Origin of the sequence: Niallia laureatilytica (genome assembly GCF_046613985.1) — a bacterium.
GTDB lineage: Bacteria > Bacillota > Bacilli > Bacillales > Cytobacillaceae > Niallia.
The window spans coordinates 241752-262975 of sequence record NZ_JBKKHP010000002.1; the positions used below are offsets into that span (position 1 = coordinate 241752).

The 21224-nt window shown below is 39.4% G+C and carries 25 protein-coding genes; 13 read left to right on the plus strand and 12 right to left on the minus strand.

Features of this window, described 5'->3' with window-relative positions; all coding sequences use genetic code 11:
* Nucleotides 1–87 precede the first annotated feature (87 nt).
* Nucleotides 88–609, plus strand: a complete 522-nt coding sequence (locus ACLIJJ_RS06415) for a CotO family spore coat protein (RefSeq protein ID WP_233316741.1) — start codon at nt 88–90, stop codon at nt 607–609.
* A gap of 286 nt (nt 610–895) precedes the next feature.
* Here ACLIJJ_RS06415 and ACLIJJ_RS06420 read toward each other — a convergent pair whose 3' ends face one another.
* Nucleotides 896–1393, minus strand: a complete 498-nt coding sequence (locus ACLIJJ_RS06420; protein WP_233316742.1) for a CotY/CotZ family spore coat protein — start codon at nt 1391–1393, stop codon at nt 896–898.
* Nucleotides 1394–1604: 211 nt separating this feature from the next.
* Here ACLIJJ_RS06420 and ACLIJJ_RS06425 point away from each other — a divergent pair, with 211 nt between their 5' ends.
* The 7 genes from ACLIJJ_RS06425 to spoVIF all read left to right on the plus strand — a co-directional run bounded on the left by ACLIJJ_RS06425 (nt 1605) and on the right by spoVIF (nt 5329).
* A complete protein-coding gene (locus ACLIJJ_RS06425; RefSeq protein ID WP_237940967.1) occupies nt 1605–1958 on the plus strand; it encodes a DUF1360 domain-containing protein in 354 nt (117 codons plus the stop codon).
* A 377-nt stretch (nt 1959–2335) separates the two neighbouring features.
* Complete coding sequence (locus tag ACLIJJ_RS06430) at nt 2336–2812, plus strand: sporulation protein (protein ID WP_233316744.1); 477 nt, start codon at nt 2336–2338, stop codon at nt 2810–2812.
* Nucleotides 2813–2825: 13 nt separating this feature from the next.
* Complete coding sequence (spoVAC, locus tag ACLIJJ_RS06435) at nt 2826–3299, plus strand: stage V sporulation protein AC (RefSeq protein WP_233316745.1); 474 nt, start codon at nt 2826–2828, stop codon at nt 3297–3299.
* On the plus strand, nt 3300–4313 hold the full coding sequence (gene spoVAD / locus ACLIJJ_RS06440; RefSeq protein WP_411410674.1) for a stage V sporulation protein AD: 1014 nt from the start codon (nt 3300–3302) through the stop codon (nt 4311–4313).
* Nucleotides 4314–4330: 17 nt separating this feature from the next.
* Nucleotides 4331–4687 carry a stage V sporulation protein AE gene (gene spoVAE, locus ACLIJJ_RS06445; RefSeq protein ID WP_233316747.1) on the plus strand — a complete coding sequence of 119 codons (357 nt, stop codon included), beginning with the start codon at nt 4331–4333 and terminating at the stop codon, nt 4685–4687.
* Between the two features lie 126 nt (nt 4688–4813).
* Nucleotides 4814–4939 carry a YjcZ family sporulation protein gene (locus ACLIJJ_RS06450; protein WP_233316748.1) on the plus strand — a complete coding sequence of 42 codons (126 nt, stop codon included), beginning with the start codon at nt 4814–4816 and terminating at the stop codon, nt 4937–4939.
* Nucleotides 4940–5074: 135 nt separating this feature from the next.
* Nucleotides 5075–5329 carry a sporulation-specific transcription regulator SpoVIF gene (spoVIF, locus tag ACLIJJ_RS06455; RefSeq protein WP_233316749.1) on the plus strand — a complete coding sequence of 85 codons (255 nt, stop codon included), beginning with the start codon at nt 5075–5077 and terminating at the stop codon, nt 5327–5329.
* Between the two features lie 35 nt (nt 5330–5364).
* On the opposite strand, the gene ACLIJJ_RS06460 is transcribed toward spoVIF, so the two are convergent.
* Complete coding sequence (locus ACLIJJ_RS06460) at nt 5365–7671, minus strand: UvrD-helicase domain-containing protein (RefSeq protein ID WP_411410675.1); 2307 nt, start codon at nt 7669–7671, stop codon at nt 5365–5367.
* Between the two features lie 146 nt (nt 7672–7817).
* Between ACLIJJ_RS06460 and ACLIJJ_RS06465 the strand changes: the two genes are divergently transcribed.
* Complete coding sequence (locus tag ACLIJJ_RS06465) at nt 7818–8066, plus strand: hypothetical protein (RefSeq protein ID WP_411410676.1); 249 nt, start codon at nt 7818–7820, stop codon at nt 8064–8066.
* Here ACLIJJ_RS06465 and ACLIJJ_RS06470 read toward each other — a convergent pair whose 3' ends face one another.
* From ACLIJJ_RS06470 to ACLIJJ_RS06480, 3 genes are all read right to left on the minus strand, one after another.
* Nucleotides 8067–8741: a DUF421 domain-containing protein gene (locus tag ACLIJJ_RS06470; protein ID WP_233316752.1), complete on the minus strand. Its 675-nt coding sequence runs from the start codon at nt 8739–8741 to the stop codon at nt 8067–8069.
* 101 nt (nt 8742–8842) lie between these two features.
* Nucleotides 8843–9355 (minus strand): 2'-5' RNA ligase family protein, encoded by a 513-nt coding sequence (locus ACLIJJ_RS06475; RefSeq protein ID WP_233316753.1) that lies wholly within the window; start codon nt 9353–9355, stop codon nt 8843–8845.
* A gap of 164 nt (nt 9356–9519) precedes the next feature.
* Nucleotides 9520–10260, minus strand: a complete 741-nt coding sequence (locus ACLIJJ_RS06480; RefSeq protein WP_411410677.1) for an alpha/beta hydrolase — start codon at nt 10258–10260, stop codon at nt 9520–9522.
* A 187-nt stretch (nt 10261–10447) separates the two neighbouring features.
* Between ACLIJJ_RS06480 and ACLIJJ_RS06485 the strand changes: the two genes are divergently transcribed.
* Together ACLIJJ_RS06485 and nrdG are read left to right on the plus strand one after the other, a co-directional pair.
* Nucleotides 10448–12292, plus strand: coding sequence for an anaerobic ribonucleoside triphosphate reductase (locus tag ACLIJJ_RS06485; RefSeq protein WP_411410810.1), 1845 nt, complete (start codon nt 10448–10450; stop codon nt 12290–12292).
* On the plus strand, nt 12289–12771 hold the full coding sequence (nrdG, locus tag ACLIJJ_RS06490) for an anaerobic ribonucleoside-triphosphate reductase activating protein (RefSeq protein ID WP_233316756.1): 483 nt from the start codon (nt 12289–12291) through the stop codon (nt 12769–12771). The genes ACLIJJ_RS06485 and nrdG overlap by 4 nt, the downstream gene beginning before the upstream one ends.
* A 44-nt stretch (nt 12772–12815) precedes the next feature.
* Here the strand turns inward: nrdG and ACLIJJ_RS06495 are convergent, their stop codons facing one another.
* Nucleotides 12816–13337 (minus strand): DoxX family membrane protein, encoded by a 522-nt coding sequence (locus ACLIJJ_RS06495; RefSeq protein WP_233316757.1) that lies wholly within the window; start codon nt 13335–13337, stop codon nt 12816–12818.
* A 194-nt stretch (nt 13338–13531) separates the two neighbouring features.
* Nucleotides 13532–14140: a TetR/AcrR family transcriptional regulator gene (locus ACLIJJ_RS06500; RefSeq protein ID WP_233316758.1), complete on the minus strand. Its 609-nt coding sequence runs from the start codon at nt 14138–14140 to the stop codon at nt 13532–13534.
* 185 nt (nt 14141–14325) lie between these two features.
* Between ACLIJJ_RS06500 and ACLIJJ_RS06505 the strand changes: the two genes are divergently transcribed.
* A complete protein-coding gene (locus ACLIJJ_RS06505; RefSeq protein ID WP_233316759.1) occupies nt 14326–15084 on the plus strand; it encodes an SDR family oxidoreductase in 759 nt (252 codons plus the stop codon).
* Between the two features lie 40 nt (nt 15085–15124).
* Here ACLIJJ_RS06505 and ACLIJJ_RS06510 read toward each other — a convergent pair whose 3' ends face one another.
* From ACLIJJ_RS06510 to ACLIJJ_RS06525, 4 genes are all read right to left on the minus strand, one after another.
* A complete protein-coding gene (locus ACLIJJ_RS06510; RefSeq protein ID WP_233316760.1) occupies nt 15125–15853 on the minus strand; it encodes an amino acid ABC transporter ATP-binding protein in 729 nt (242 codons plus the stop codon).
* A complete protein-coding gene (locus ACLIJJ_RS06515) occupies nt 15840–17297 on the minus strand; it encodes an amino acid ABC transporter substrate-binding protein/permease (protein WP_411410678.1) in 1458 nt (485 codons plus the stop codon). The genes ACLIJJ_RS06510 and ACLIJJ_RS06515 overlap by 14 nt, the downstream gene beginning before the upstream one ends.
* Before the next feature lie 459 nt (nt 17298–17756).
* Nucleotides 17757–18053, minus strand: coding sequence for a spore coat protein (locus ACLIJJ_RS06520; RefSeq protein ID WP_237940978.1), 297 nt, complete (start codon nt 18051–18053; stop codon nt 17757–17759).
* A 22-nt stretch (nt 18054–18075) separates the two neighbouring features.
* Nucleotides 18076–18279, minus strand: coding sequence for a hypothetical protein (locus ACLIJJ_RS06525; protein ID WP_233316762.1), 204 nt, complete (start codon nt 18277–18279; stop codon nt 18076–18078).
* Nucleotides 18280–18550: 271 nt separating this feature from the next.
* Here ACLIJJ_RS06525 and fabI point away from each other — a divergent pair, with 271 nt between their 5' ends.
* The gene (gene fabI / locus ACLIJJ_RS06530; protein WP_233316763.1) at nt 18551–19330 is read left to right on the plus strand and encodes an enoyl-ACP reductase FabI; all 780 of its coding nucleotides are present in this window, start codon (nt 18551–18553) and stop codon (nt 19328–19330) included.
* Nucleotides 19331–19372: 42 nt separating this feature from the next.
* Here fabI and ACLIJJ_RS06535 read toward each other — a convergent pair whose 3' ends face one another.
* Nucleotides 19373–21220: a DHA2 family efflux MFS transporter permease subunit gene (locus ACLIJJ_RS06535; protein ID WP_411410679.1), complete on the minus strand. Its 1848-nt coding sequence runs from the start codon at nt 21218–21220 to the stop codon at nt 19373–19375.
* Between the last annotated feature and the right edge of the window lie 4 nt (nt 21221–21224).

Genomic DNA, 21224 nt, shown 5'->3' on the forward strand with positions numbered 1-21224 from the left:
ACATTAAAGCATGCCCCAGCATAGATTAAGATGAAGTAGGCAAAAAAACCTGCTGTATATTATGTATTAGGAGGTGACTTTAACTTTATGAGGAAAAAAACAGCAAGAAAAGCTTCACCTCTCTTGTTTCAGCATACTCCTTTTCCTGCTGAAAACATGCAAAGCACATTCTCTGCTCGTAAAGCGCAAACACGTAAGCGAAGAGAGGAAATAGAAAACGCAGCATTGCAGGCTGCTAAAACAAAAACAGAAAAACAAACCGATAAAGAGCATATCGGTATGATTGAGTCTCCAGGGGCTGTTCGGGATAAAATACATGACTACAATGTAGAGCAGGCGGAACAACAAGAAAGCCAAGAACGGAAACCTGCATTCCGCAGGCTGAAAAGCTTTAGGGAGATGGGGATAGAGGAAAGGCTGACATATCTTTTTAACTTTCCGAAACAGCTTCCTCCTGTTGCATGTATCCTGACGGTTGAAGAAAACCAGCAAATAAGAGGATTTATAACTGGCAAAGATGACAAGAAAGTGTCAGTAAAGTTGATGGATGGCGAGGAAATCTCCCTTTTTACGAAGAAAATTACAGATGTTAGAATGGTCGGTATTTAAGCATCGGCTCAGGAAAAAAACGCACTGTTAAAAGTGCGTTTTTTTTTTGCACATATGTAGCTTTCTTTAGTCTAGGGAATTAAAGAAAAGGGAGCCAGCACCTATTACCAGTAATAATAGGGAATAGGCAACAAGAGCAATTTGCGTAGAATGATTTGCTTTGTGGAAAATCTTTATCAACACTCTCACCTCCGAAGTAAGATAAGATGAAGTTTCCTATATTGCAAAAAAAATAAACAACCAGCCATATAAAATGACTGGTTGTAGGGTGTAAATTACGCTTATATTAATCACAGATGTCTAAATCAACGTCAGCAATGCATTGTACGGCACAGAAGCATTTCAAGTCAACTGTAATGCAGTCGCTTGTGCGACGGAATCCATCCACTTCACAGACTTTGCCAAGGTCAATGCCTTTTGGTCCTGTGATATCAAGTGTTTCTCTGCCAGAGTGAGTGTTAGTAATTGGTGCAAGCACTCTCAATACTGCACAGCAGTTGTCAAACACATCTTCTACGCGGAAGAAGATAGACACACATGCACAGTCATCTCCTCTGAAGAAAGCATGGAAAGGTGATCCGTCAGCTGTTTTTAGAACAAATACACGAGTATCTGCTTTACTGCGTTTTGTTGGGGAAACAAGTGAACCTAGTGGCTCAGAAAAGCAGTTTGTTTCACATTCGCAGTTGTCTTCTGCACTATCTTGAATATCTTTAATGGCGCGAACCACTTCGCAAACACAGCTAGAAGTACCGAAAACATCATCTTTTTTTCCACAACCCATAATTGATTTCCTCCTTGTTTGTTTCTTTCTTTGTGATACTACACTACTAACATATTGCCAAAGACCGTTATGGGTTACGGACAAACGCCTTTTTTCTTGAAATTTAGGCATATGCCCAAATTTCCAAGTGTGTTTAGATGTCTGTCATGAAAATAGGCACTGAAAGACTGCTTTCTTCATATTAGTGTGTGTATAGAGGAGGGTAATAAAAATGAATATAGAGTGGATAGAACTGCTGCTGTTAGTGTTAGCCACATTTCGCCTGACTAGATTATTAGTGTTTGACCGCATAACGGAATTCCTTCGCATGTTAGTGCTTGATGAAAAGCTTGAAAAAAATGAAAATGGTGAAGATGAGATATATTATGTTCCAAAGGACGGTTTGGTTAGAGGCTTTTTAGGGGAATTGATTAGCTGTTATTGGTGTACTGGAGTTTGGTCAACTGGCTTTCTTGTCCTATTGTATTATTTCCTTCCAAGCATTTGCACACCAGTTGTACTGATACTTGCCATTGCAGGGGCTGCTTCTATAATCGAGGCTATCGTGCAGAAATTGACGGAATAACATTGAAATTCATTTTCTATATTTAGGCTAGTTGTTTACACATAGACAAAAAGAGCCTCATACAATATGGTAGACATATTCTAATGTCATTCTAAAAAAACGGGAGTGCTTGTAATGATGAAAAAACTGACAAAAAAAGAAGAAGCACCTGCTGCTATTTCCCGGAAAAAAAAGGTGAAAAAGAAAGGCTGCGGCTGTGGGAAAAAAGTTAAAACAAATGGCTAAAAGCCAAGAAAGAAGAGCGGATCTGCCGTTCTTTTTTTTGTCTTTACAAAAATTGGGGCTGTATGCTTCCTTTTTTTTTTCATAAAAAACAGTAAAAACGAAAAAAATAAACAAAGGAAAAACATACATCTTTTACATAGGAAGGGACAAATATGACACATCAAAAACGTTTTTTTGTATTTTTTATTTTCATGTGCTTTCTTCTGGCCGGTTGTGAAGAATCATCTCCTTCCAGCCGGACCGCTTTATTCAAAAGGGTTGATCCTGCTCCATTAACAGTTACCAAAAATCCAGATCAGCTTGAACAAATATTAGTGCGTCAAGTAAAAGATGAAGCAAGTTCGGTTAAATCCATCTATGACGTAGCGGTGATTAAAGGCCAAAAGGAAATTCTGGTTGCTTATAAAGTAAAGCATATGTCCAGGTTTAGAATGAAGGGCATTGAGAGTGACTTGAACAAAATCTTAAGTGATAAGTTTCCCGACCATACATTCACTGTATCAAGTGACTATAAGATATTTCTAGAAGCGATAAGGCTTGGGGATAAGATGAAGAATGCAGATTACAGTGAAAAAAATGCGGATAAGCGGCTTAAGCAAATAATCAATCTCACCAATGAACTAACATAAGGAGAAGGTATTAATGGCGAAGAAAAAGAAAACACCACAGCAAAAACAGTATGAACAATTAGAGAAAAAATACGAAACGAAAAGACCAGTAGTAAAGAACTGCATAAAGGCTTTTTTTGTCGGAGGCTTTATTTGTATGCTCGGACAGCTGCTGTCTTTTATGTATATTTATTTTTTCCACTTTACAGAGCAAACTTCCGGAAACCCTACAAGTGCCACAATCATATTCCTGTCTATGCTGCTCACTGGATTTGGCATTTATGACCGGCTTGGCCAGTTTGCCGGAGCTGGAAGTGCAGTGCCGGTTTCAGGGTTCGGGAACAGCATTATTTCTGCGGCAATAGAGCATCGGACCGAAGGCTTTGTATTAGGTGTAGGAGGAAATATCTTCAAATTAGCAGGCTCCGTTATTTTATTTGGTGTCTTTGCTGCCTTTGTTGTTGCTTTAATTAAAACGCTTATTCTAATGGCCAGGGGGGTTATGTAATTGCTTAAAGGAAAACAGTCATGGCTTTTTGACAATCATCCTGTCATACAGTCTACAGGTGTAGCAGGCGGTCCATTTGAAGGGAACGGAAACTTAGCGAAGGATTTTGATATTTTGCATGAAGACTTATGGATGGGCAAGACATCTTATGAGCAAGCGCATAGAGTGCTTTTGGAGGAAGCAACAGCGACTGCTTTAAAAAAAAGCGGACTGTCTGCAGAGGATGCCCAATTTTTTATTGCAGGCGACCTTATCAATCAAATCACACCAACCAGCTTTGCTGCCCGTGACCTGAAAGTGCCTTATTTCGGCTTGTTTGGCGCTTGTTCTACCTCGATGGAGGGGCTGGCAATGTCTTCTTTTATAATCAACTACAAAGGTGCTAAGAATATCCTTACAGGTGCTTCGAGCCATAACGCAGCTGTTGAAAAGCAGTTCCGCTATCCAACAGAATATGGCGGTCAAAAGCCGCCGACAGCACAATGGACTGTCACAGGCGCAGGCGTTGCTTTGTTAACAGAAAATGACGGAACGCATGAAAATTGCCCGTACACGACGTCAGCAACAATAGGAAGAGTAATGGATATGGGTTTAATTGATCCATTTAATATGGGCGGGGCAATGGCTCCAGCTGCTGCTGATACTATTTGTGCCCATTTCAATGACTTAGGTGTTGATGCATCTCATTATGATTTAATTGTTACTGGTGATTTGGGTAAAATTGGCAGAGATTCTGCACTCGCACTTCTTGAGGAAAAAGGAATTCATATTGATAAAAATAAATTTAATGACTGCGGTTTACTTATCTATAAAGCTGATCAGCCAGTCCAATCAGGCGCTAGCGGTCCTGGATGTTCTGCGACTGTATTATACGGTCACTTGTTGAACGAAATGAAAAGAGGTGTTTATAAGCGGATACTTGTCGTGGCGACAGGTGCATTGTTATCTCCGCTTACGGTTCAGCAGGGAGAATCTATTCCATGTATTGCTCATGCAGTATCAATCGAAATATAGAAGGGAGGAAAATGAGTATGCTGCCAATGTTTTTTTGGGCATTTGTAATAGGAGGCTTGATTTGTGTAATTGGCCAGCTAATGTTTGATGTGGCCAAGCGTACACCAGCACATACTTTAACGACTTTAGTTGTGGCAGGTGCTATATTAGATGGACTAGGTCTGTATGAGCCGTTTGCCGACTTTGCCGGTGCTGGTGCAACTATTCCTATTACGAGCTTCGGTAACGCACTGGTTCATGGTGCTATGCAAGAAGCAGAGACACATGGGTTAATTGGGGTACTCACAGGAATGTTTGAGGTTACCAGCTCAGGAATTTCAGCCGCAATCGTCTTCGGTTTTATTGGCGCTTTAATTTTTAAACCAAAGGGTTAAGAATTCTTCCGTTTCATCCGCTAATAGTCAATCGTACAAATTCACATAGCTTAGGAGCTTGCCTATACACAATACCTCAATTTCCATATGCTATTAAAGAATAAAGGAGAAGTGAGGTGAAGGTGTATGTGTTTCGGCGGATATGGATATGGAGGCGGCGGCTATAGCGGCGGCGGTTATGGTTCTTCATTTGCTTTGATCGTTGTACTTTTCATTCTATTGATTATTGTTGGAGCTAGCTTCTACGCTTAATAATTAGTAAATGAACGAAAGGATAGGCTTTCCATGGGAAAGCCTATCCTTTTTAATTTTTTTAACTGAAAATTTTCACCTTTTACTTTTACCTACATACTATGTAAAGTAGCTCAAGAAGGAGGAAATACAGGTATGAATAACAACTTCTTTAAGAATATAGAATCAAAAACAGGTGTGAATATGAAAGACATTTTTGACCTGGCTAATTCATTACAAAATGCAAACTTCAAAGATGAAAACACAGTAAGAGGGGTCATTCGCCGAGTATCCCAAATCGCTGGCAAACCTGTTCCTAAAGAAACAGAGGACAAAATTGTTCAATCCATTGTTAAGGATGGGAAACAGCTTGATTTCAACACACTATCCAAGATGATTAATAAAAAGTGATTTGGCGGGTAACCTCTTGTCTAAAGGTTACCCTTTTATTCTTTATTCTTGTGTATTGGTGCCAGTCTTAAAGCAGATAAGAACCGGGATGCTTTTGCTTTTCTTCCCCTCAAGTGCATCGGAATGGATACATACAGCTCTGCCATTGATCTTGTCATCGCAACATATAATAGTCGCCTTTCTTCTTCCATAGGCAGATTGTCGCCATTTCGGAAGGCTTCCAATGCATAATCGTGAGGAAGGGAACCGTCAACACCGCCTAGAATATAGACGATTTTATATTCGAGTCCTTTGGCACGATGAATGGTTGTCAGGCTGATTGCATTTTTTGTATCTTTATATTGTTTTTTCAGTTCTGCGTTCATGGCAATCATATGGTCTGTATAGGCAACAAATTCAGCAATGGTGCCAAACTTTTTAGCGACAACTTTAAGATCTCGAAGATCGTCAGAGCCTTTATCCCATTGATTTCCTTCATTTCCCCGTTTTTTAATGAACTCTTGGAAGCCGAGTTCTTTTTCAATAAAGGCAATGGCCTCTAAAGGGGGAGTTGATTTTAGTTTTTTCAGAGCGTCTGGAATTTTTTTTAGTCTCGATTCCTGAAAGGCAAATCCGGTTTTAATTTTTGCGAATCCGTCAGCCAGGCTGCAATCTTCCAAAATACTTAATGCTTTTAAGTCTTGAAGCACACTTTTCTTGAGAAATAATGTCGGCAGCAAACTGTTAACAGCATGCTGATCATCTGGGTCAACAGCAAGCTTTAAGTAAGCAATCATGCTTTTGACGATAAAGCGGCTGTAAAAGGAACCAGAATCCTGCTCGAGTCTAAATGGAAGACTTGAGGAAGACAGTCTTTCAAACATTGCCCTGCTGTTTGTATTAGTTCTAAACAGAATGGCGAAGTCCGTCGGTTCTGCCCCTTTTTGAATTTTTTCTAATATGTCTGTGACTATCATTGTTGCTTCTTCCTCTTCATCATAAGGATAGAAGAGGAGGGGATTTTGTCCAGTATAGGTCGCAGCCATTTTTTTGGGACGTCTGTTTTTGTTTGCTTTTATAATATCATTTGCTGATGATACAATTTCATTAGTAGAGCGGTAATTATTCTTCAGATAAATAATTTTGGCGTTTTTAAAGTCCTTTTCATAATCCAGCAGGTATTTCGGGTCACTGCCTCGAAATGCATAAATAGCCTGATCATCGTCTCCAACTGCATAAATACTTTTCGCTCGTTGGGACATCAATTTTATCCATTCATACTGGACTTTATTAATGTCTTGAAATTCGTCTAGCAGGAAATAGGAAAATCTGTTTTGGTATGTTTCAAGTATTTTAGGATTTTCAAGGAAAAAGTAATATCCGCCGACAAGCATATCGTCAAAATCATATTGGCCTTTGTTATGCTTTGTCTCTTCATATTTTTTGTAAAGTGGCAATACCTTCTCTTCCCAATCAGAAGCAGGCTTAATTTCATGTGGAAATTGCAAAGAATTCTTCCATGCTCCAATCAATTGAAGGGCAGCATCATATGGGAATTCTTTCATATCAATTCCTAATTCTGTGCCAATTTCTTTTAGGATTAATTCTTTCTGCCAGTTGCTGCTCAGCAAATTGGTCCTTTTCCATTTATTTGGTTCGTGAAAAAGGAGTATTTGATACAGGATACTGTGGAAGGTCCCTGAAACAATCCGGCTGATTACCGTTTTGGTCATGTCAGGATACTTCATAAGCCGTTCTTTCATTTCTAATGCAGCTTTGCTCGTAAATGTTACTAGCATGATGGAGGCAGGATCAATTTTCTTCTCATGGATGAGATAGGCAGTTCTCGCCGTCAGAACTCGTGTTTTTCCGCTTCCAGCACCTGCAACAACCAATACTGCTTCCTCATCTGTTGTGACGGCATTGCATTGGGATTCATCAAGCTTGACGCCACTAAGGGAAAGAGCATGAAGATAACTGTCTGGCGCGTTATAATCAAGTCTGCCCACCTTAGCAGCAGTATCTGTAACAGTTTGGATGATTTTAGGCTGTTTAAAGCTAATTTCTTCAACCGGTGTTGAAATGCTTCGAGATTTAGGAAAACGAAATCCGTTTCTTTCTTCATATTCAACAGCAGCAGCTGCTTCACTGACAGCTGGAGTAATATTTTGCTGGCAAGGCTCTGAAGTGGAAGCATGGTAAAAATGCGGTTTTGCTTTAATACCCAAGTAAAGCTTTACAGCCTCACCGCAGACTGAGCAAGCAAGAAGGCCTTTTTTTCCAGCTTCATGCCAAGTCTGCCAGTCGCTTCTCGTATCAGCATATAAATGTATCAATCTATCATAATAGTAGGCTGTTTCCATAGTTAAACCTCATTTTCATACAATACTTCTTTTTTTAACGTACTTATTATCATAGCAAAATAAAAGAGTATATAAAAGGGAAGAAGGAAGTTTAACAAAACCATTAATTGGGTATGGATAAAAAAATCAAGTAGGAGGCAATTCGTATGGGTTATATTCTTCCAGTAAATAACTATCAATATGAACAGTATGTTAGACAGGATATCGCGCAAAAAAATAGACCTGTTAAGAGCCAAAAGGTTTTTGCACCTGCTGTTATTTCCAATACATATGAGAGATTTGACCAGCCCAATTCTGCACATAATAAAGAGGCTTCCAAAAGGAGAATGGAAGATGCGGAGAAGCTCATTGCCGAACTGACAGGAAAAGGTCGGCAATTCAACAAGCTTGTCTAATTAATAGCTTTGAACATATAAAGGAGCATCTTCCTGCCATTCAGCATACAACACTGTTTTAGGAGAATGAATTCCTATTTGGGCTAATTCTGCGTTTAGCTTTTTTTCATCCCAGCCGACAGTAGTCAAATTTTCCTCGATGATTTCTCCATCTAGTATGAGACTTAAAGGCAGAGTGCTGTCTTGGACATTCAGCTGCATTTCTGTCCGGGAGGGACTTGTATATGCCTGTTTTTTAATCGTGTTAACCGTTCCATCTGTTTCTAAAATAGCATAATGGCATTCTTGGATGGAGAAAATATCCTTGGAACGGAGAAGATGCTGAAGCTGGTTCAAATCGAGATGGTTTTTCTTCAGTTCATCATAATCTATCTTTCCTTTTTGGATGATGATAGATGGCTTTCCTTCAAGTAAGCTGCGTGAGCGCCGGAACTTTTGTGTCAAAAATTCTGTCAGGAAGATTAAAAAACCCCAAATAATGACAGCATATAATATTTCCTTTATGCCTGTATTGTCATCATACATTGCGTTTCCGACTAATTCCCCAATAACTAGCACACAAACAAAATCGAACGTTGTTACTTGGGTTATAACAGTTTTACCGAGTATTTTAGTAAAGAGAAGAAGTGCAATAAATCCAAAAACAAGCTCTGAACCAATATGCAGGAAATCCATAAGTTTATCATCCTTTCTCCTCCGTTATTCTAGACAAGAACAATAGAAAATAAACAAAGGGGAATGTCAGCAGACATTCCCCTAAAAATTTGTAAGTTCTCTTATTCATTATTACCGAGACGGAAAGTCTCAAATACAGTCCAAGAGCCGTTTTCCAACTCATACAAGAGATGAAAGCGGTCCGTACTTTCCTCATGGCTGAAACTGCGCATTCTTAAGCTGCTGTATAGATCGAGATGCTCATCGTTAGACAGCTGCTGCCCAAGTGTTACGTGAGGAATGAAAGGATGCTCCTCGGGCACACCGATTGTGTTAATGATTTCCGTATGTAGATCCTCTAAATCGGAATTTTGTTCGATCTTTAAATAAATAACATTATTAACAGGCTGAAATGTGCTTATTTTCAAAACTTTAATCGCAATGGAATGGTAATGGCTCGCCACCTTTTGCAACTTGGCACTGATTGTCTTAATTTCATCATTGTCTGCGTTGAATTCGCCTACTAGCGTGATGTGAGGCGGTACTAAAGCGTATTTCGGATCATAGCGTTTACGGTAAGAATTAGCTAAATCTTGCAGCTCTTTTCCTGGAAAAATAGCGATGCCATATTTCATGGTTGAAACCCCCATTTCTTCTCTTCAATAATGTATATTCCTTAAGACAGGTATTCATTGCCTTACAAGCAGTTTTGCAGTATCTGTAAGATATTATAACAAATTTATAAATTGATGTTCAAAAATATCTGTTTTTTCATTATTTTCATATATAAAAAATTGTTTTAACTGCTATACATATGTAACAGAATAGTCCTCAAATAAGGCTGCCAATATTTCCATGTATGATTTCCTTCGTATTCTTCGTAATGATAATCGGCATTAGATTCGTGCAGCAGTGTAGCCAAGTTCCGGTTTGGTTCAAGGAAGTCCTCGATTGTGTTGCTGGACGTTTTAACTGCTGTTTCCTCGCTTCCTATTATATGGAATATTTCGAGAAGATGAAAGGTCTGAAAGGCGTTTACTTCAGATAACACTTCCTCGTTAACATATGGAGACTGAAGCATCACTTTGCCGAATGTATGTGGATATTTCAAGGCTGCTCTAAGCGAAACGGTTGCTCCAAGGGAATCACCGATAAGTCCTCTGCCGAGCCCCATTTGGTATGTCGGAAATTCACTATCCAAAAACGGGACAAGCTCATGTGCGAGAAAGCGGATATAGCTTTGTGATTTTTCGCCATCTGGGTGATATTTTGACCTTCTGTCTGCAACATCCGCATATGGAATACCAACGATTATTGTTCCTTCTATGTCGTTATTCAACTGCAGTTCATCTGCAGTTCTGCCAATCCTGCCAAGCTGGAAATAATCTTTCCCATCTTGGGCAATCAAAAGCTGGTATTTATATAAATCAGAATAGTTTGGTGGTAAATAGACGAGCAGCTGAATTTCTTCATTCAAAGCATTGCTGTAAAACATGATTTCTTTAATTGTCCCTTGAGTAGACATAATTTGCTCCTTCATTTTTTATTATTATTTACGTTTAGTTTAGCATAAAATCCCTTTTCCTTGCAGATTCTCCGTTTATTTTCATAAACTGCTAATTCACTATATATTGTGTACATTCGGTGAACAAACCTACTATATGTTGATGTTTTTAGAGACGGTTATTTATAATGAGGAAGAATTGAGTGTAGAGGGAGAGAAGGAAATGGGTACATATGAAAAATTAATGAATGAATTTGCTGATATAACAACAGGGGAGCGCATAGACCTTATCCAAGAAAATGCCAACATGGACGGTGTTTCTCCGATGAGCCATATGATGCATTTTGCTTCTGCTTCAACAAAGCATTTTACAATCGAACAACTTTTGTCAGAAGAAGCGAAAAATGCGTATTTAAGCGGTTATATCCATATTCATGATTTAGACTTTTATGCGTCAGGAACGGCTACATGCTGCCAAATCCCAGTCGGCAAGATTTTAAAAGAAGGCTTTAATACGGGCCATGGATATATGAGAGAACCGAAGAGCATTATGAGCGCCATGGCGCTGACATCAATAATCCTGCAGGCAAACCAAAACCAGCAGCACGGGGGACAAGCAGTGCCTTTGTTTGATTATGACTTGGCTCCATATATCAAGAAATCCTATATGCGCCATAAAAACCGACTTGAAGGGCTTTTTTCAAGTGTCAAGCAAAGGGATGAAATTGCCTGGAAATGGACAGAGGAAGAAACCTATCAGGCATGTGAAGCGTTTGTGCATAATTGTAATAGCATGCATTCAAGAGGAGGGGGGCAGACACCGTTTGTCTCTGTTAATCTCGGTACCGACATATCAGTGGAAGGAAGATTGCTTACAAAAAGCTTGCTGCTTGCTGTAAAGGCAGGATTAGGGAAAGGGGAGACGCCAATTTTTCCAATTATCGTCTTTAAAGTAAAGGAAGGTATCAATTACAGCAAGGAAGATATAAACTATGATCTTTTTCAGCTTGCAATCGAGACAACAAGCAAAAGATTGTTTCCGAATTTTCTTTTTCTGGACGCACCGTTTAACAAAGAACATTATGACGGCACACCAGAGTCAGAAGCAGCAACAATGGGCTGCAGAACGAGAGTGATGGGAAATATTCATGGGTCAGCCAGCTGTATTGGAAGGGGAAATCTGTCTTTCACAAGCCTTAACCTACCCCTTATCGCACTGGAATCCAACACTGTTGAGGATTTTTTTACACGCTTGGACAGTTATATACATATTGCCATTGAGCAATTGTATGATCGTTACGAGTATCAAGGGAATAAAAAGGCAGCAAACTTCAAATTTTTGTTCACTCAAGGAGTTTGGAAAGGAGGGGAGGCGCTTAGCCCTGAAGATAATCTTGAAGAAATCTGGAAACAGGGCACGCTGTCTCTTGGGTTTGTAGGCCTTGCTGAAGCTCTGGTTGCCTTAACAGGCTATCATCACGGAGAATCAGAAGAGGCTTATAAGCTTGGGTTGAAAATTGTTAATCATATGAGAAAAAGAACAGATGAAGCAACGAAAGCTAAGCAAATGAACTATTCTCTTATCGCCACTCCAGCTGAATCGTTTGCAGGCAAAGCGCAAAGAGAAGTCAGAAAAAAATACGGAACCATAAAGAGGATTACCGACCGGCCTTATTTCACAAATAGCTTTCATATCCCCGTTCATTACAAAATTATGGCAATTGATAAAATTGAAAAGGAAGCGCCATTCCACCTGTTGACGAACGGAGGCCACATCACTTATTTAGAATTGGATGGGGATGCAAGCAAAAACCTTGCAGCAATGGAGCAGATTGTCCGGGCAATGAAGGAGGCCGGCATTGGATATGGAAGCATTAATCATCCTGTCGATCGGTGTCTTGCTTGCGGGTATAAAGGGGTTATAAATAACAGCTGCCCTAGCTGCAATATTGCGGGAGAGGAGAATTTTGAGCGTATCCGGAGAATTACAGGCTATCTCGTCGGGTCACTAGATAAATGGAACTCAGCTAAACGGTCGGAAGAGAAGGACCGAGTGAAGCATAGATGAGAGTGCTAAATATTATACAAGACAGCATTGTAGACGGCCCGGGACTGAGAAGCACTGTTTTTTTTGCCGGCTGTCCTCATCGATGCAAGGGGTGCCATAACCCGAACAGCTGGAACAGAAGAGGCGGTACAGAGATGGAAGCTGCTGATATTTTTAATATATTGATGGCCAATCCCTTTAATGATGTCACCTTCAGCGGCGGGGAGCCTTTTTATCAGAATCATCACGAGCTCCTCACACTTGCATCAGAACTGAAAAGGAATGGAAAAAATATTTGGTGTTATACTGGATATAAATGGGAACAATTAATTAGCTGCGCAAGCAGCAAAGCCGTTTGCGAATATTTAGATGTTATTGTAGATGGCCCGTTTATTATGGAGAAGAGAGATTTAAATCTGCAGTTTATGGGAAGCAGCAACCAGAGACTGATTGCTGTTTCCCGCAGCTTGGCAGCGCAAGAACCCATTCTTTTTGAATGATAAAAAAGCATGTGCTTTTCGCACATGCCTTTTAGCTTCTATATTTACGCTCTTAAATTTGGAGATAACGGCTTTTCTTCTTTGTCTTTCATGATGTACTTTCGCAAGATTGGCAGCACCCATCTGTCTAGGCCATAGTAGCCTGCATTTGCGCCAGCAAACATAATGATCATTCCCATGAGTATATCTGTTGGGTTATGAGAAATCGTACCTGCGAGAATGAAAGAGAAATTCATCACAACTCCAAAGAATGTAGCTGCAGTTGTCAGACAGCCAAGAATTAAGCCTAACCCTACCAGCAATTCGCCAATCGGAATTAATACGTTAAATAGTCCAACATTAGGAAGTGCAAATCCTTCTATAAAGCTCGTATACCAGCCGTAAACGGCACCGTCAGGACCTGTGACAGGATTTTTAATCGCATTTGTTAAAAATCCGCTTGCATCAAAGCCCTCGCCAGTCAGTTTTCCGAAGCCGGATTTAAACCAAGAATATCCAAGGAATAAACGAATAACAGTTAAAACAATGGCAGCAATCTTATTTTCTCTAATAAAGGCATTAATCATAGTTTTCATCCTTCCTTTATTTCAATATTTCTTACAAGTTAAATATAGCAAAAAAAGAGGGAAGAAAATGATTATTGTGAAATAGTTCACAAAGAAGCCAAGATATTGTGTCTGATATTTGAACATTTATTAAAGAGTGTGTCAGAAATCACTGTAATGTGATTAAGGAGAAGCTCCCAGTTACGAAGGGAGCTTTACTTCTCGATGCTTGGTTTTATTACAGAAGCTGTTGTATTTCTATTGATGATTAGCAATAATTGCTCTGCCATATAGCTTGAGCTGTATTTAAAACCGCCTTTAATCCATTCAACGAGCAGACCAAAGAGGGCGTAGGCAGAATAACTAGCAGCTAGTTCTTTGTCTATGGGGGAGTCCACTACAGGTGTATGAAAATCTTGGAGCGATAATTCCTTTAGAATTTCACACAGTCTATACTGGAAACTATGCAGCAATTCTGCATGGATAATCAGCTTATAAAAGTTTGCGTTTTTTTGGACATGGTCGAACAATTTAATGGCATTTGCCGTCAGTTTACTTACTTCAAAAATTTCGGAATTTTTATAAGGCTCCCGGTAAGAAGCAACCAAATCAGTAATAATGTCATCAATAATTTCATTCAGCAAATCTTCCCTATAAGTATAATGCTTATAGAAGGTGCCGCGATTCAAGTCTGCTAGCTGGACGATATCTGTTATGGTTATTTCCTTAAAGCTTTTTTCCTGCATAAGGGAAAGAAATGCTTCTTTTAGTGCTCGTTTTGATTTAATCACTCGCCTATCAAGGTATTCATTTTTATTAGACATATTCCACCTCTAATGTTCATCAAAAAGGATTTGGCAGCAGAAAGCCTGCGATTTGTTGACTAATAGACAAATTCCACTTTATTTGCTGATTGTCCTTCATCGTTTAGTGTCATTATACTATAAGTGTAGTAAAAATTCGCAATGTTGAAAGCGTATTCTAACAGTTCATATATGGGGGTATCTTAATGAGACTTGAAAACAAGGTTGCAATCGTAACAGGTGCTGGTTCTGGTATGGGAAAACAAATTGCTCTTCTTTATGCAAAGGAAGGAGCAAATGTGGCTGTATCAGACATTAATTTGGATGCAGCAAATGCAACAGTAGAAGAAATAAAAGCAAATGGCGGCAATGCATTCGCAGTATCAGCGAACGTGGCAAAAGAAGAGGACATACAAAACCTTATAGATACAACAGTGCAAAACTATGGAACGCTCGATATTCTTGTTAATAATGCTGGAATTATGGATAATTTTGAACCTGCAGGCGATATTTTGGACGAGAATTGGGAAAGAGTATTTGCCGTCAATACAACAAGTGTTATGAGAGCAACACGGAAGGCGCTGCCGATTTTCTTGGAAAAAGAGAGCGGTGTGATTATCAATGTAGCTTCAGCTGGAGGCTTGCAAGGAGCAAGGGCAGGTGCTGCTTATACTGCTTCTAAGCATGCTGTTGTCGGCTTCACTAAAAACACTGGCTTCATGTATGCCCAAAAGGGAATTCGCTGCAATGCAATAGCTCCAGGAGGCGTGGAGACTAATATCAGTGCTTCAATGACAAATGTTAACCCATTTGGAATGGGCAGAGTACAACCGGGGCTAGGTGTAAACCCTCGTATCGGCAAGGCGGAAGAAGTCGCAACTGTTGCTCTATTCCTCGCATCAGATGAATCAAGCTTTGTTAATGGAACAGTGATCACTGCAGATGCAGGGTGGACAGCATTTTAATAAAAACAGGCGTACCAGAAGGTACGCCTGTTTTCTTAGATTAAAGTACTTTGTTTAAGAAGTCTTTAGTCCGTTCGTTTTGCGGATTACCGAAGATCTCCTGTGGAGTGCCTTGTTCGACAATATAACCGCCATCCATAAATATAACTCTGTCTGCTACTTCTCTTGCAAATCCCATTTCATGTGTCACGATAACCATAGTCATGCCTTCTTGTGCCAATTGCTTAATAACATTGAGCACTTCTCCAACCATTTCAGGGTCAAGGGCACTTGTTGGTTCATCAAACAGCATAATATCTGGATTCATTGCAAGCGCACGGGCGATAGCCACCCTTTGTTTTTGACCGCCAGATAACTTCGCTGGGTTTTCTGGAGCCTTATCCTTTAATCCAACACGATCTAAAAGCTGAAGGGCTTTTTCTTTTGCTTCTGCCTTCGTTGCTTTCTTCAATTCGACAGGAGCAAGTGTAATATTCTCCAGAACACTCAAGTTTGGAAAGAGGTTAAAGTGCTGGAAAACCATTCCGATATTTTCTCTTACCTTGTTAATATCAGTGTTTTTATCTGTCAGCTTTTGGTCGTTAACAACAACTTCTCCGCTTGTTACTTCCTCCAGCATATTCAAACAGCGCAGCAAGGTACTTTTTCCAGAACCAGAAGGACCGATAAGGCAAACGACTTCACCTTCTTGGACCTGCACATCAATCGATTTTAAAACTTCAAGGTTTCCATATGATTTTTTCAGATTGGTCACTTTAAGCTTTGCCATTTTTAATCCTTCTTTCTAAAACATTTGATACTTTAGTTAGTATTGTAATAACAATTAAGTAAATCACGCCGACGATAATCCACATTTGGAATGATTCCAGATTTCTTGCAATGATGATTTTACCGCTTTGTGTCAATTCGTTTATGCCAATAATAGACAGAATCGAAGTATCTTTCAGTGTTATGACAAACTGGTTAATAAATGCCGGAATCATCAATTGAATAGCTTGTGGAAGAACTACCTTCATCATAGCTTTTCCATAAGGAAGTCCTAAACTGCGGGCAGCTTCCATTTGGCCTTTATCTACAGATTGAATACCGCCTCTGACGATTTCAGCCATGTAAGCACCAGCATTTAAGCTTAATGTAATGAGACCTGCAACAAATGCAGTGATTCGGAAATCAAATGCAGCCGGTATACCAAAGTAAATGAAGAATGCTTGGACAATCAATGGTGTTCCACGGAAAATATCAATATAAATCATTGCAATAGTGCTTAAAACTTTACTTTTTGCAATTCGCATTAAGCCAAAGACAATTCCCACTATTGTTGCAATAATTAAAGAAACAACAGTAAGGATTAATGTCATTTTTAATCCTGTCATCAAGCTTGGCATGCTTTCTTTTAGAAGTCCGAAAAATCCAGTGTCTTCTGCAGCAGCAGTGTCAGAGCCTGTTTCCAAGTATTTATCCATGATTTTCTGGTATTCACCAGATGCTTTTAAGTTTGCAAGTCCTGCGTTAAACATTTCTAAAAGTTCCGTGTTTTGGCCTTTTGAAACAGCAAATCCGTAAGAAGCGCCTGCTTCTTTTTCAGTCACTGTTTTTAAGCCATTGCCTTGTTTAATTCCATATGCTAATACAGGATAGTCATCAAATACAGCAACGGAATTTCCTGTTTTTACATCTTCGTACATATTTGCAGAGTCATCAAAAGTAACAATATTAAAGCCGTATTCGTCTTTAATGCTTTCAGCGAAGCTTGCACCTTCCGTTCCTGTTTTAACAGCGACCTTTTTGCCTTTTAGGTCATCGTAGGAAGTAACAGTGTCATTATCTTTACTAACAGCCATGATGATTCCAGAATCAAAATATGGATCAGAGAAATCAAATTTCTGTTTTCTTTCATCGGTAATGCTCATTCCCGCAATAACTGCGTCAACTTGCCTTGATTCTAATGCCTGAACAGCAGCATTAAACCCAAGCGGTTTAATTTCGTATTTAAAGCCTTGGTCTTTTGCAATTGCTGCAACAAGGTCCATATCAATTCCAACGAATTCACCACTCGTATCTTGGAATTCAAATGGAGCAAAAGTAATATCTGTAGCAATCTGATATGTTTTTTCTGCAGCCTTCACATTTGTTAGTGGAGAAAGCATGCTTAAGGTAGTCAGTAAAACTACAAAGAACAAAATTAACTTTGGAAATCTTTGTTTTATCTTCATTCATATAGCTCCTTTTGTACTTTTTCTGTGTTGGGAAATTAGGATAAATAAATCCTTTTTAATAAACATTTGTTTGTATGTAAGATAATCTGACATAAAACATAATTAAAATCATACTAAATAAACGCAAAATTGTACAGATATGATTTTTAATTGAGTATAATTTACCTTTTTATTAATAATTGCATTAGTTCTTTCATACAGCTTGTTTTCTGATATGAAAGAGGTTTCATACCTAGCGATGAAGAAGGTAACGGCAAAATTTCTTCCATGATAGTTTTTTTGTTTGGCGTTTGCTTGATAAAAGAAATGCTTTTTCTAAGTCGTTTTATTTTTTCTTACAATGGTGTATCTAATGCCTGTAATTGAAAAAATTTTTCTATAGCTTTTTAAAGAGGGAAGGGGAATGGGGGTGGATGCTTAAAAGCGTACATGTTTATGCACGCTTTTAAGATAGGTTTACTTAAATTGATTGTCTGGGTGAAGATTGTTTTGCATGAGTTCTTGTACTTTGTTGATTTGATCTGTTGAGGCAATCTCTGTTTTGTACCAGCCTTTGTCATCCATGATTGAAAAGAGCTCGTATTGGTTGGAGCTGGCATTGGCATAGGCTCCTTCGTAAATCTCTCGCAGTCCTTGATGCTTTGTCTCGAGTATAACGTTATTGATGCTATGGCAGCGGCCTTTTTCAAGCTCCAAACAAAGCTGGAGCAATTCCCGGTCTGTCAGTCCGCGTCCTTCGATATTGTTTGGCATAAGATCATTCCTTTCCCATAAGCTATTGAATATTTTGCGTCCTGTTAAAATATTGGGATAGGTCGGCAATCTTTAACTGGTGCTTTTCTGCCATTGCTTCCAATATGTTTTTTAATGTTTCATCCTCACATTGTGTTGCACACCAATTTAATGTTTTAGCGGTAATTGCTTCTGCACGTATCTCATCCTCAATAAATGCCAGTTCCTTCATTGTTAGTTCGGTCAAAGCTTACTTCACCTCCCACAACCATATATGCTTAGTATTGTTTCGGTACAGCTGTTTTATCCTTGTTTGCAGATAATGGCTGTTTATTACGAAGATATTCGGATTTAATAACATGCTCTTACGCTATATGAGCCATAATATAGGCATCGATCCGATTACGATAGAAGGGGCTTATTTAAATTAGATTTGTTTATGCTATAATAGTATTAGAACCAAGTACTAAAACTAGGTGTAATATTATGAATACGACTTGTCGAACTAGGGGGACAATATGGAAGATTTATTAAAGCTAAAAGGCAAAAATATCGTCATTATGGGCGTTGCAAATGAACGGAGTCTAGCTTGGGGTGTGGCTAAATCATTATTTAAAGCAGGTGCAAATCTGATATTTACATACCGTCTTGACCGCTCTCTTGCTAAGTTGAACAAATTGCTGGCAGATAACAGCTATAATGCCGATTTGATTGTGCAATGCGATGTTAATAGTGATGAAAGCACAAAAAATGCCTTCCAGGAAATTGGGGAAAAGGTTGGCGTGATCCATGGAATCGTCCACTCTGTTGCGTTTGCTCATTCGGAAGATTTAAAGGGAGATTTCATTAATACTTCAAGAGAAGGATATGCATTTGCACAGGATACTAGCAGTTATTCATTAGTTGCTGTTGCAAGGGAAGCGAAGCCCTTCATGACAGAAGGCGGATCTATCACGACAATGAGCTATCTAGGAGCAGAACGTGCTGTAGGCGGATATAATGTGATGGGTGTTGCTAAAGCAGCACTAGAATCTTCTGTGAGATACTTGGCATTAGACATGGGTAAAGATAATATCCGCGTTAATGCAATCTCTGCTGGAGCAATCCGCACACTCGCTGCTAAAGGTGTCGGTTCATTTAATGAAATTCTTCATAAGATTGAAGATACTGCGCCATTGAAACGGAATGTAACACAGGACGAAGTTGGTGACATGACATTAGCTATGATCAGTGAGCTGTCCAGAGGGGTTACAGGCGAGATCATTTATGTAGATTCAGGCTATAACATTCTAGGGTAATATAAAGCAAAAAACGAGGCTATGATATAGCCTCGTTTTTTATTATTTAGATTTTGTTCTAGGCGTTGATCTTCTAATGAAAAATGCTAAAAGAAGAGCTAGTGCCGAGATACCTGTAGCAACGATAAAGGCATCGTTAATTCCGTCAATTGTCGCTTGCTGAACTGCTTTCCCATAAATAGAGGATACAGCCAGTGCCTGACCAGAGCTTGTCGGAATGCCAGCTAATGCTGCAAAGCCTTGACCAAGCTGTGCCATTTTTTCGGCGATAAATGGATTATCACTTGTAATAATATTGCTGTAATTAGCAGTATGGTATGTGGATCTGTTTGTCATAACGGTAACAAGGAATGCTGTCCCAATACTTCCTGCAACTGTTCTTGCAGTATTAGAAGCAGCTGTACCATGACTTGTTAAATGCATAGGCAGCTGATTCATTCCTTCTGTCATAACTGTCATCATGATAAACGACATTCCGAACATGCGGAAAATATAAAGCATCATGATATGTGCATAAGTTGTTTGCATCGTCAATTGGGTAAAGCCCCATGTTGTCAAAACAGTAATGACAAGTCCAATAACTGCGAGCGGTCTTGCCCCGAAGCGGTCAAACAGCTTACCGGCAATCGGCGACATGATACCCATCACGATAGCACCTGGGAGCATTAATAGGCCAGAATCCAATGCTGTAAAGCCGCGGATGTTTTGCAGGTAAACAGGGAGCAAGATCATCCCAGCAAACATTGCCATATTAACAACCATGCTTACTACTGTAGTTAAAGCATAAATATCATATTTAAATACTCTTAAATCAAGCATCGGTACATCTGTTGTGAATTCACGCCATACGAATAGAACTAAGAACACAATCCCGATGAAAAGAGATAAGACAACTACACTGCTGTCCCAGCCATCGTTTCCAGCTTCACTGAAACCGTACAGTAAGAAGCCCAACCCGATAGAGGAAGTAATAAAGCCCCAAAGGTCAAATTTAGGATTTGTACGCGGTGTAACATCTCTCATCCAAATGGAGGCGATAATTAAATCGATAATACCAAAAGGAATGACTAGATCGAAAAGCACCCTCCAAGAATAGTGTCCGATAAGCCAACCTGAAAGTGTCGGTCCGATTGCAGGGGCAAAGATCATGGCAACACCCATGATACCCATTGCAGTTCCTCGTTTTTCAGGAGGGAAAATAGTTAAGAATGTTGTCATTAGAAGCGGCATAATGACACCTGCTCCGGCTGCCTGAATAACGCGTCCAACCATCAGCATGCTGAATCCGGTGGAGACAGAACAAACTAATGACCCTATCGTAAAGGCACTCATTGCAAGGATTAATAGTTTCCTTGTACCAAGCTTGCTGATTAAAAACGGAGTAATTGGAATGAATATACCGTTTGTCAGCATATAGCCTGTTGTCAGCCACTGCACAGTGCTTGTTGATACATTCAAGTCGTTCATAATATGCGGGATGGCAACATTCAATAATGTTTGGTTCAAAATCGCAACGAATGCGCCGAGCATAACTGCAGCAATAATTTTGCCTTTACTGCCTTCAAAATCAACCTTCGCTTTTTCTTTTACTGTTTTTTCTACTTCAGGTATTTCTTCTTCGCCAGGTTTTTCGGCATCATCTACATCTACGACATACTCTAGGCTTGGCTCTGTAATCGCAGATTTTGCTAATGTATCATTTATGGCATCAACCATCGGACTCTCTTCAGCGATGGAGCTGGTTTGCGATGTTTCTTTATTAAGGATTGGTTCATCCTTTTCATAATTTTTTGCCGGTTTTGGCTTCCTGCTTTGTTTCCTAATCAGGTAATTGATGGTGAGGAGCAATATAATGCTGATCACTGCATAACTTGCGATATATATCGTCATCGTC

Coding starts and splice junctions, on each gene's coding strand:
- ACLIJJ_RS06415 (WP_233316741.1), top strand. CDS start 88: ATGAGGAAAAAAACAGCAAGAAAAGCTTCACCTCTCTTGTTTCAGCAT.
- ACLIJJ_RS06420 (WP_233316742.1), bottom strand. CDS start 1,393: ATGGGTTGTGGAAAAAAAGATGATGTTTTCGGTACTTCTAGCTGTGTT.
- ACLIJJ_RS06425 (WP_237940967.1), top strand. CDS start 1,605: ATGAATATAGAGTGGATAGAACTGCTGCTGTTAGTGTTAGCCACATTT.
- ACLIJJ_RS06430 (WP_233316744.1), top strand. CDS start 2,336: ATGACACATCAAAAACGTTTTTTTGTATTTTTTATTTTCATGTGCTTT.
- spoVAC (WP_233316745.1), top strand. CDS start 2,826: ATGGCGAAGAAAAAGAAAACACCACAGCAAAAACAGTATGAACAATTA.
- spoVAE (WP_233316747.1), top strand. CDS start 4,331: ATGCTGCCAATGTTTTTTTGGGCATTTGTAATAGGAGGCTTGATTTGT.
- ACLIJJ_RS06450 (WP_233316748.1), top strand. CDS start 4,814: ATGTGTTTCGGCGGATATGGATATGGAGGCGGCGGCTATAGCGGCGGC.
- spoVIF (WP_233316749.1), top strand. CDS start 5,075: ATGAATAACAACTTCTTTAAGAATATAGAATCAAAAACAGGTGTGAAT.
- ACLIJJ_RS06460 (WP_411410675.1), bottom strand. CDS start 7,671: ATGGAAACAGCCTACTATTATGATAGATTGATACATTTATATGCTGAT.
- ACLIJJ_RS06465 (WP_411410676.1), top strand. CDS start 7,818: ATGGGTTATATTCTTCCAGTAAATAACTATCAATATGAACAGTATGTT.
- ACLIJJ_RS06470 (WP_233316752.1), bottom strand. CDS start 8,741: ATGGATTTCCTGCATATTGGTTCAGAGCTTGTTTTTGGATTTATTGCA.
- ACLIJJ_RS06475 (WP_233316753.1), bottom strand. CDS start 9,355: ATGAAATATGGCATCGCTATTTTTCCAGGAAAAGAGCTGCAAGATTTA.
- ACLIJJ_RS06480 (WP_411410677.1), bottom strand. CDS start 10,260: ATGAAGGAGCAAATTATGTCTACTCAAGGGACAATTAAAGAAATCATG.
- ACLIJJ_RS06485 (WP_411410810.1), top strand. CDS start 10,448: ATGGGTACATATGAAAAATTAATGAATGAATTTGCTGATATAACAACA.
- nrdG (WP_233316756.1), top strand. CDS start 12,289: ATGAGAGTGCTAAATATTATACAAGACAGCATTGTAGACGGCCCGGGA.
- ACLIJJ_RS06495 (WP_233316757.1), bottom strand. CDS start 13,337: ATGATTAATGCCTTTATTAGAGAAAATAAGATTGCTGCCATTGTTTTA.
- ACLIJJ_RS06500 (WP_233316758.1), bottom strand. CDS start 14,140: ATGTCTAATAAAAATGAATACCTTGATAGGCGAGTGATTAAATCAAAA.
- ACLIJJ_RS06505 (WP_233316759.1), top strand. CDS start 14,326: ATGAGACTTGAAAACAAGGTTGCAATCGTAACAGGTGCTGGTTCTGGT.
- ACLIJJ_RS06510 (WP_233316760.1), bottom strand. CDS start 15,853: ATGGCAAAGCTTAAAGTGACCAATCTGAAAAAATCATATGGAAACCTT.
- ACLIJJ_RS06515 (WP_411410678.1), bottom strand. CDS start 17,297: ATGAAGATAAAACAAAGATTTCCAAAGTTAATTTTGTTCTTTGTAGTT.
- ACLIJJ_RS06520 (WP_237940978.1), bottom strand. CDS start 18,053: ATGCCAAACAATATCGAAGGACGCGGACTGACAGACCGGGAATTGCTC.
- fabI (WP_233316763.1), top strand. CDS start 18,551: ATGGAAGATTTATTAAAGCTAAAAGGCAAAAATATCGTCATTATGGGC.
- ACLIJJ_RS06535 (WP_411410679.1), bottom strand. CDS start 21,220: ATGACGATATATATCGCAAGTTATGCAGTGATCAGCATTATATTGCTC.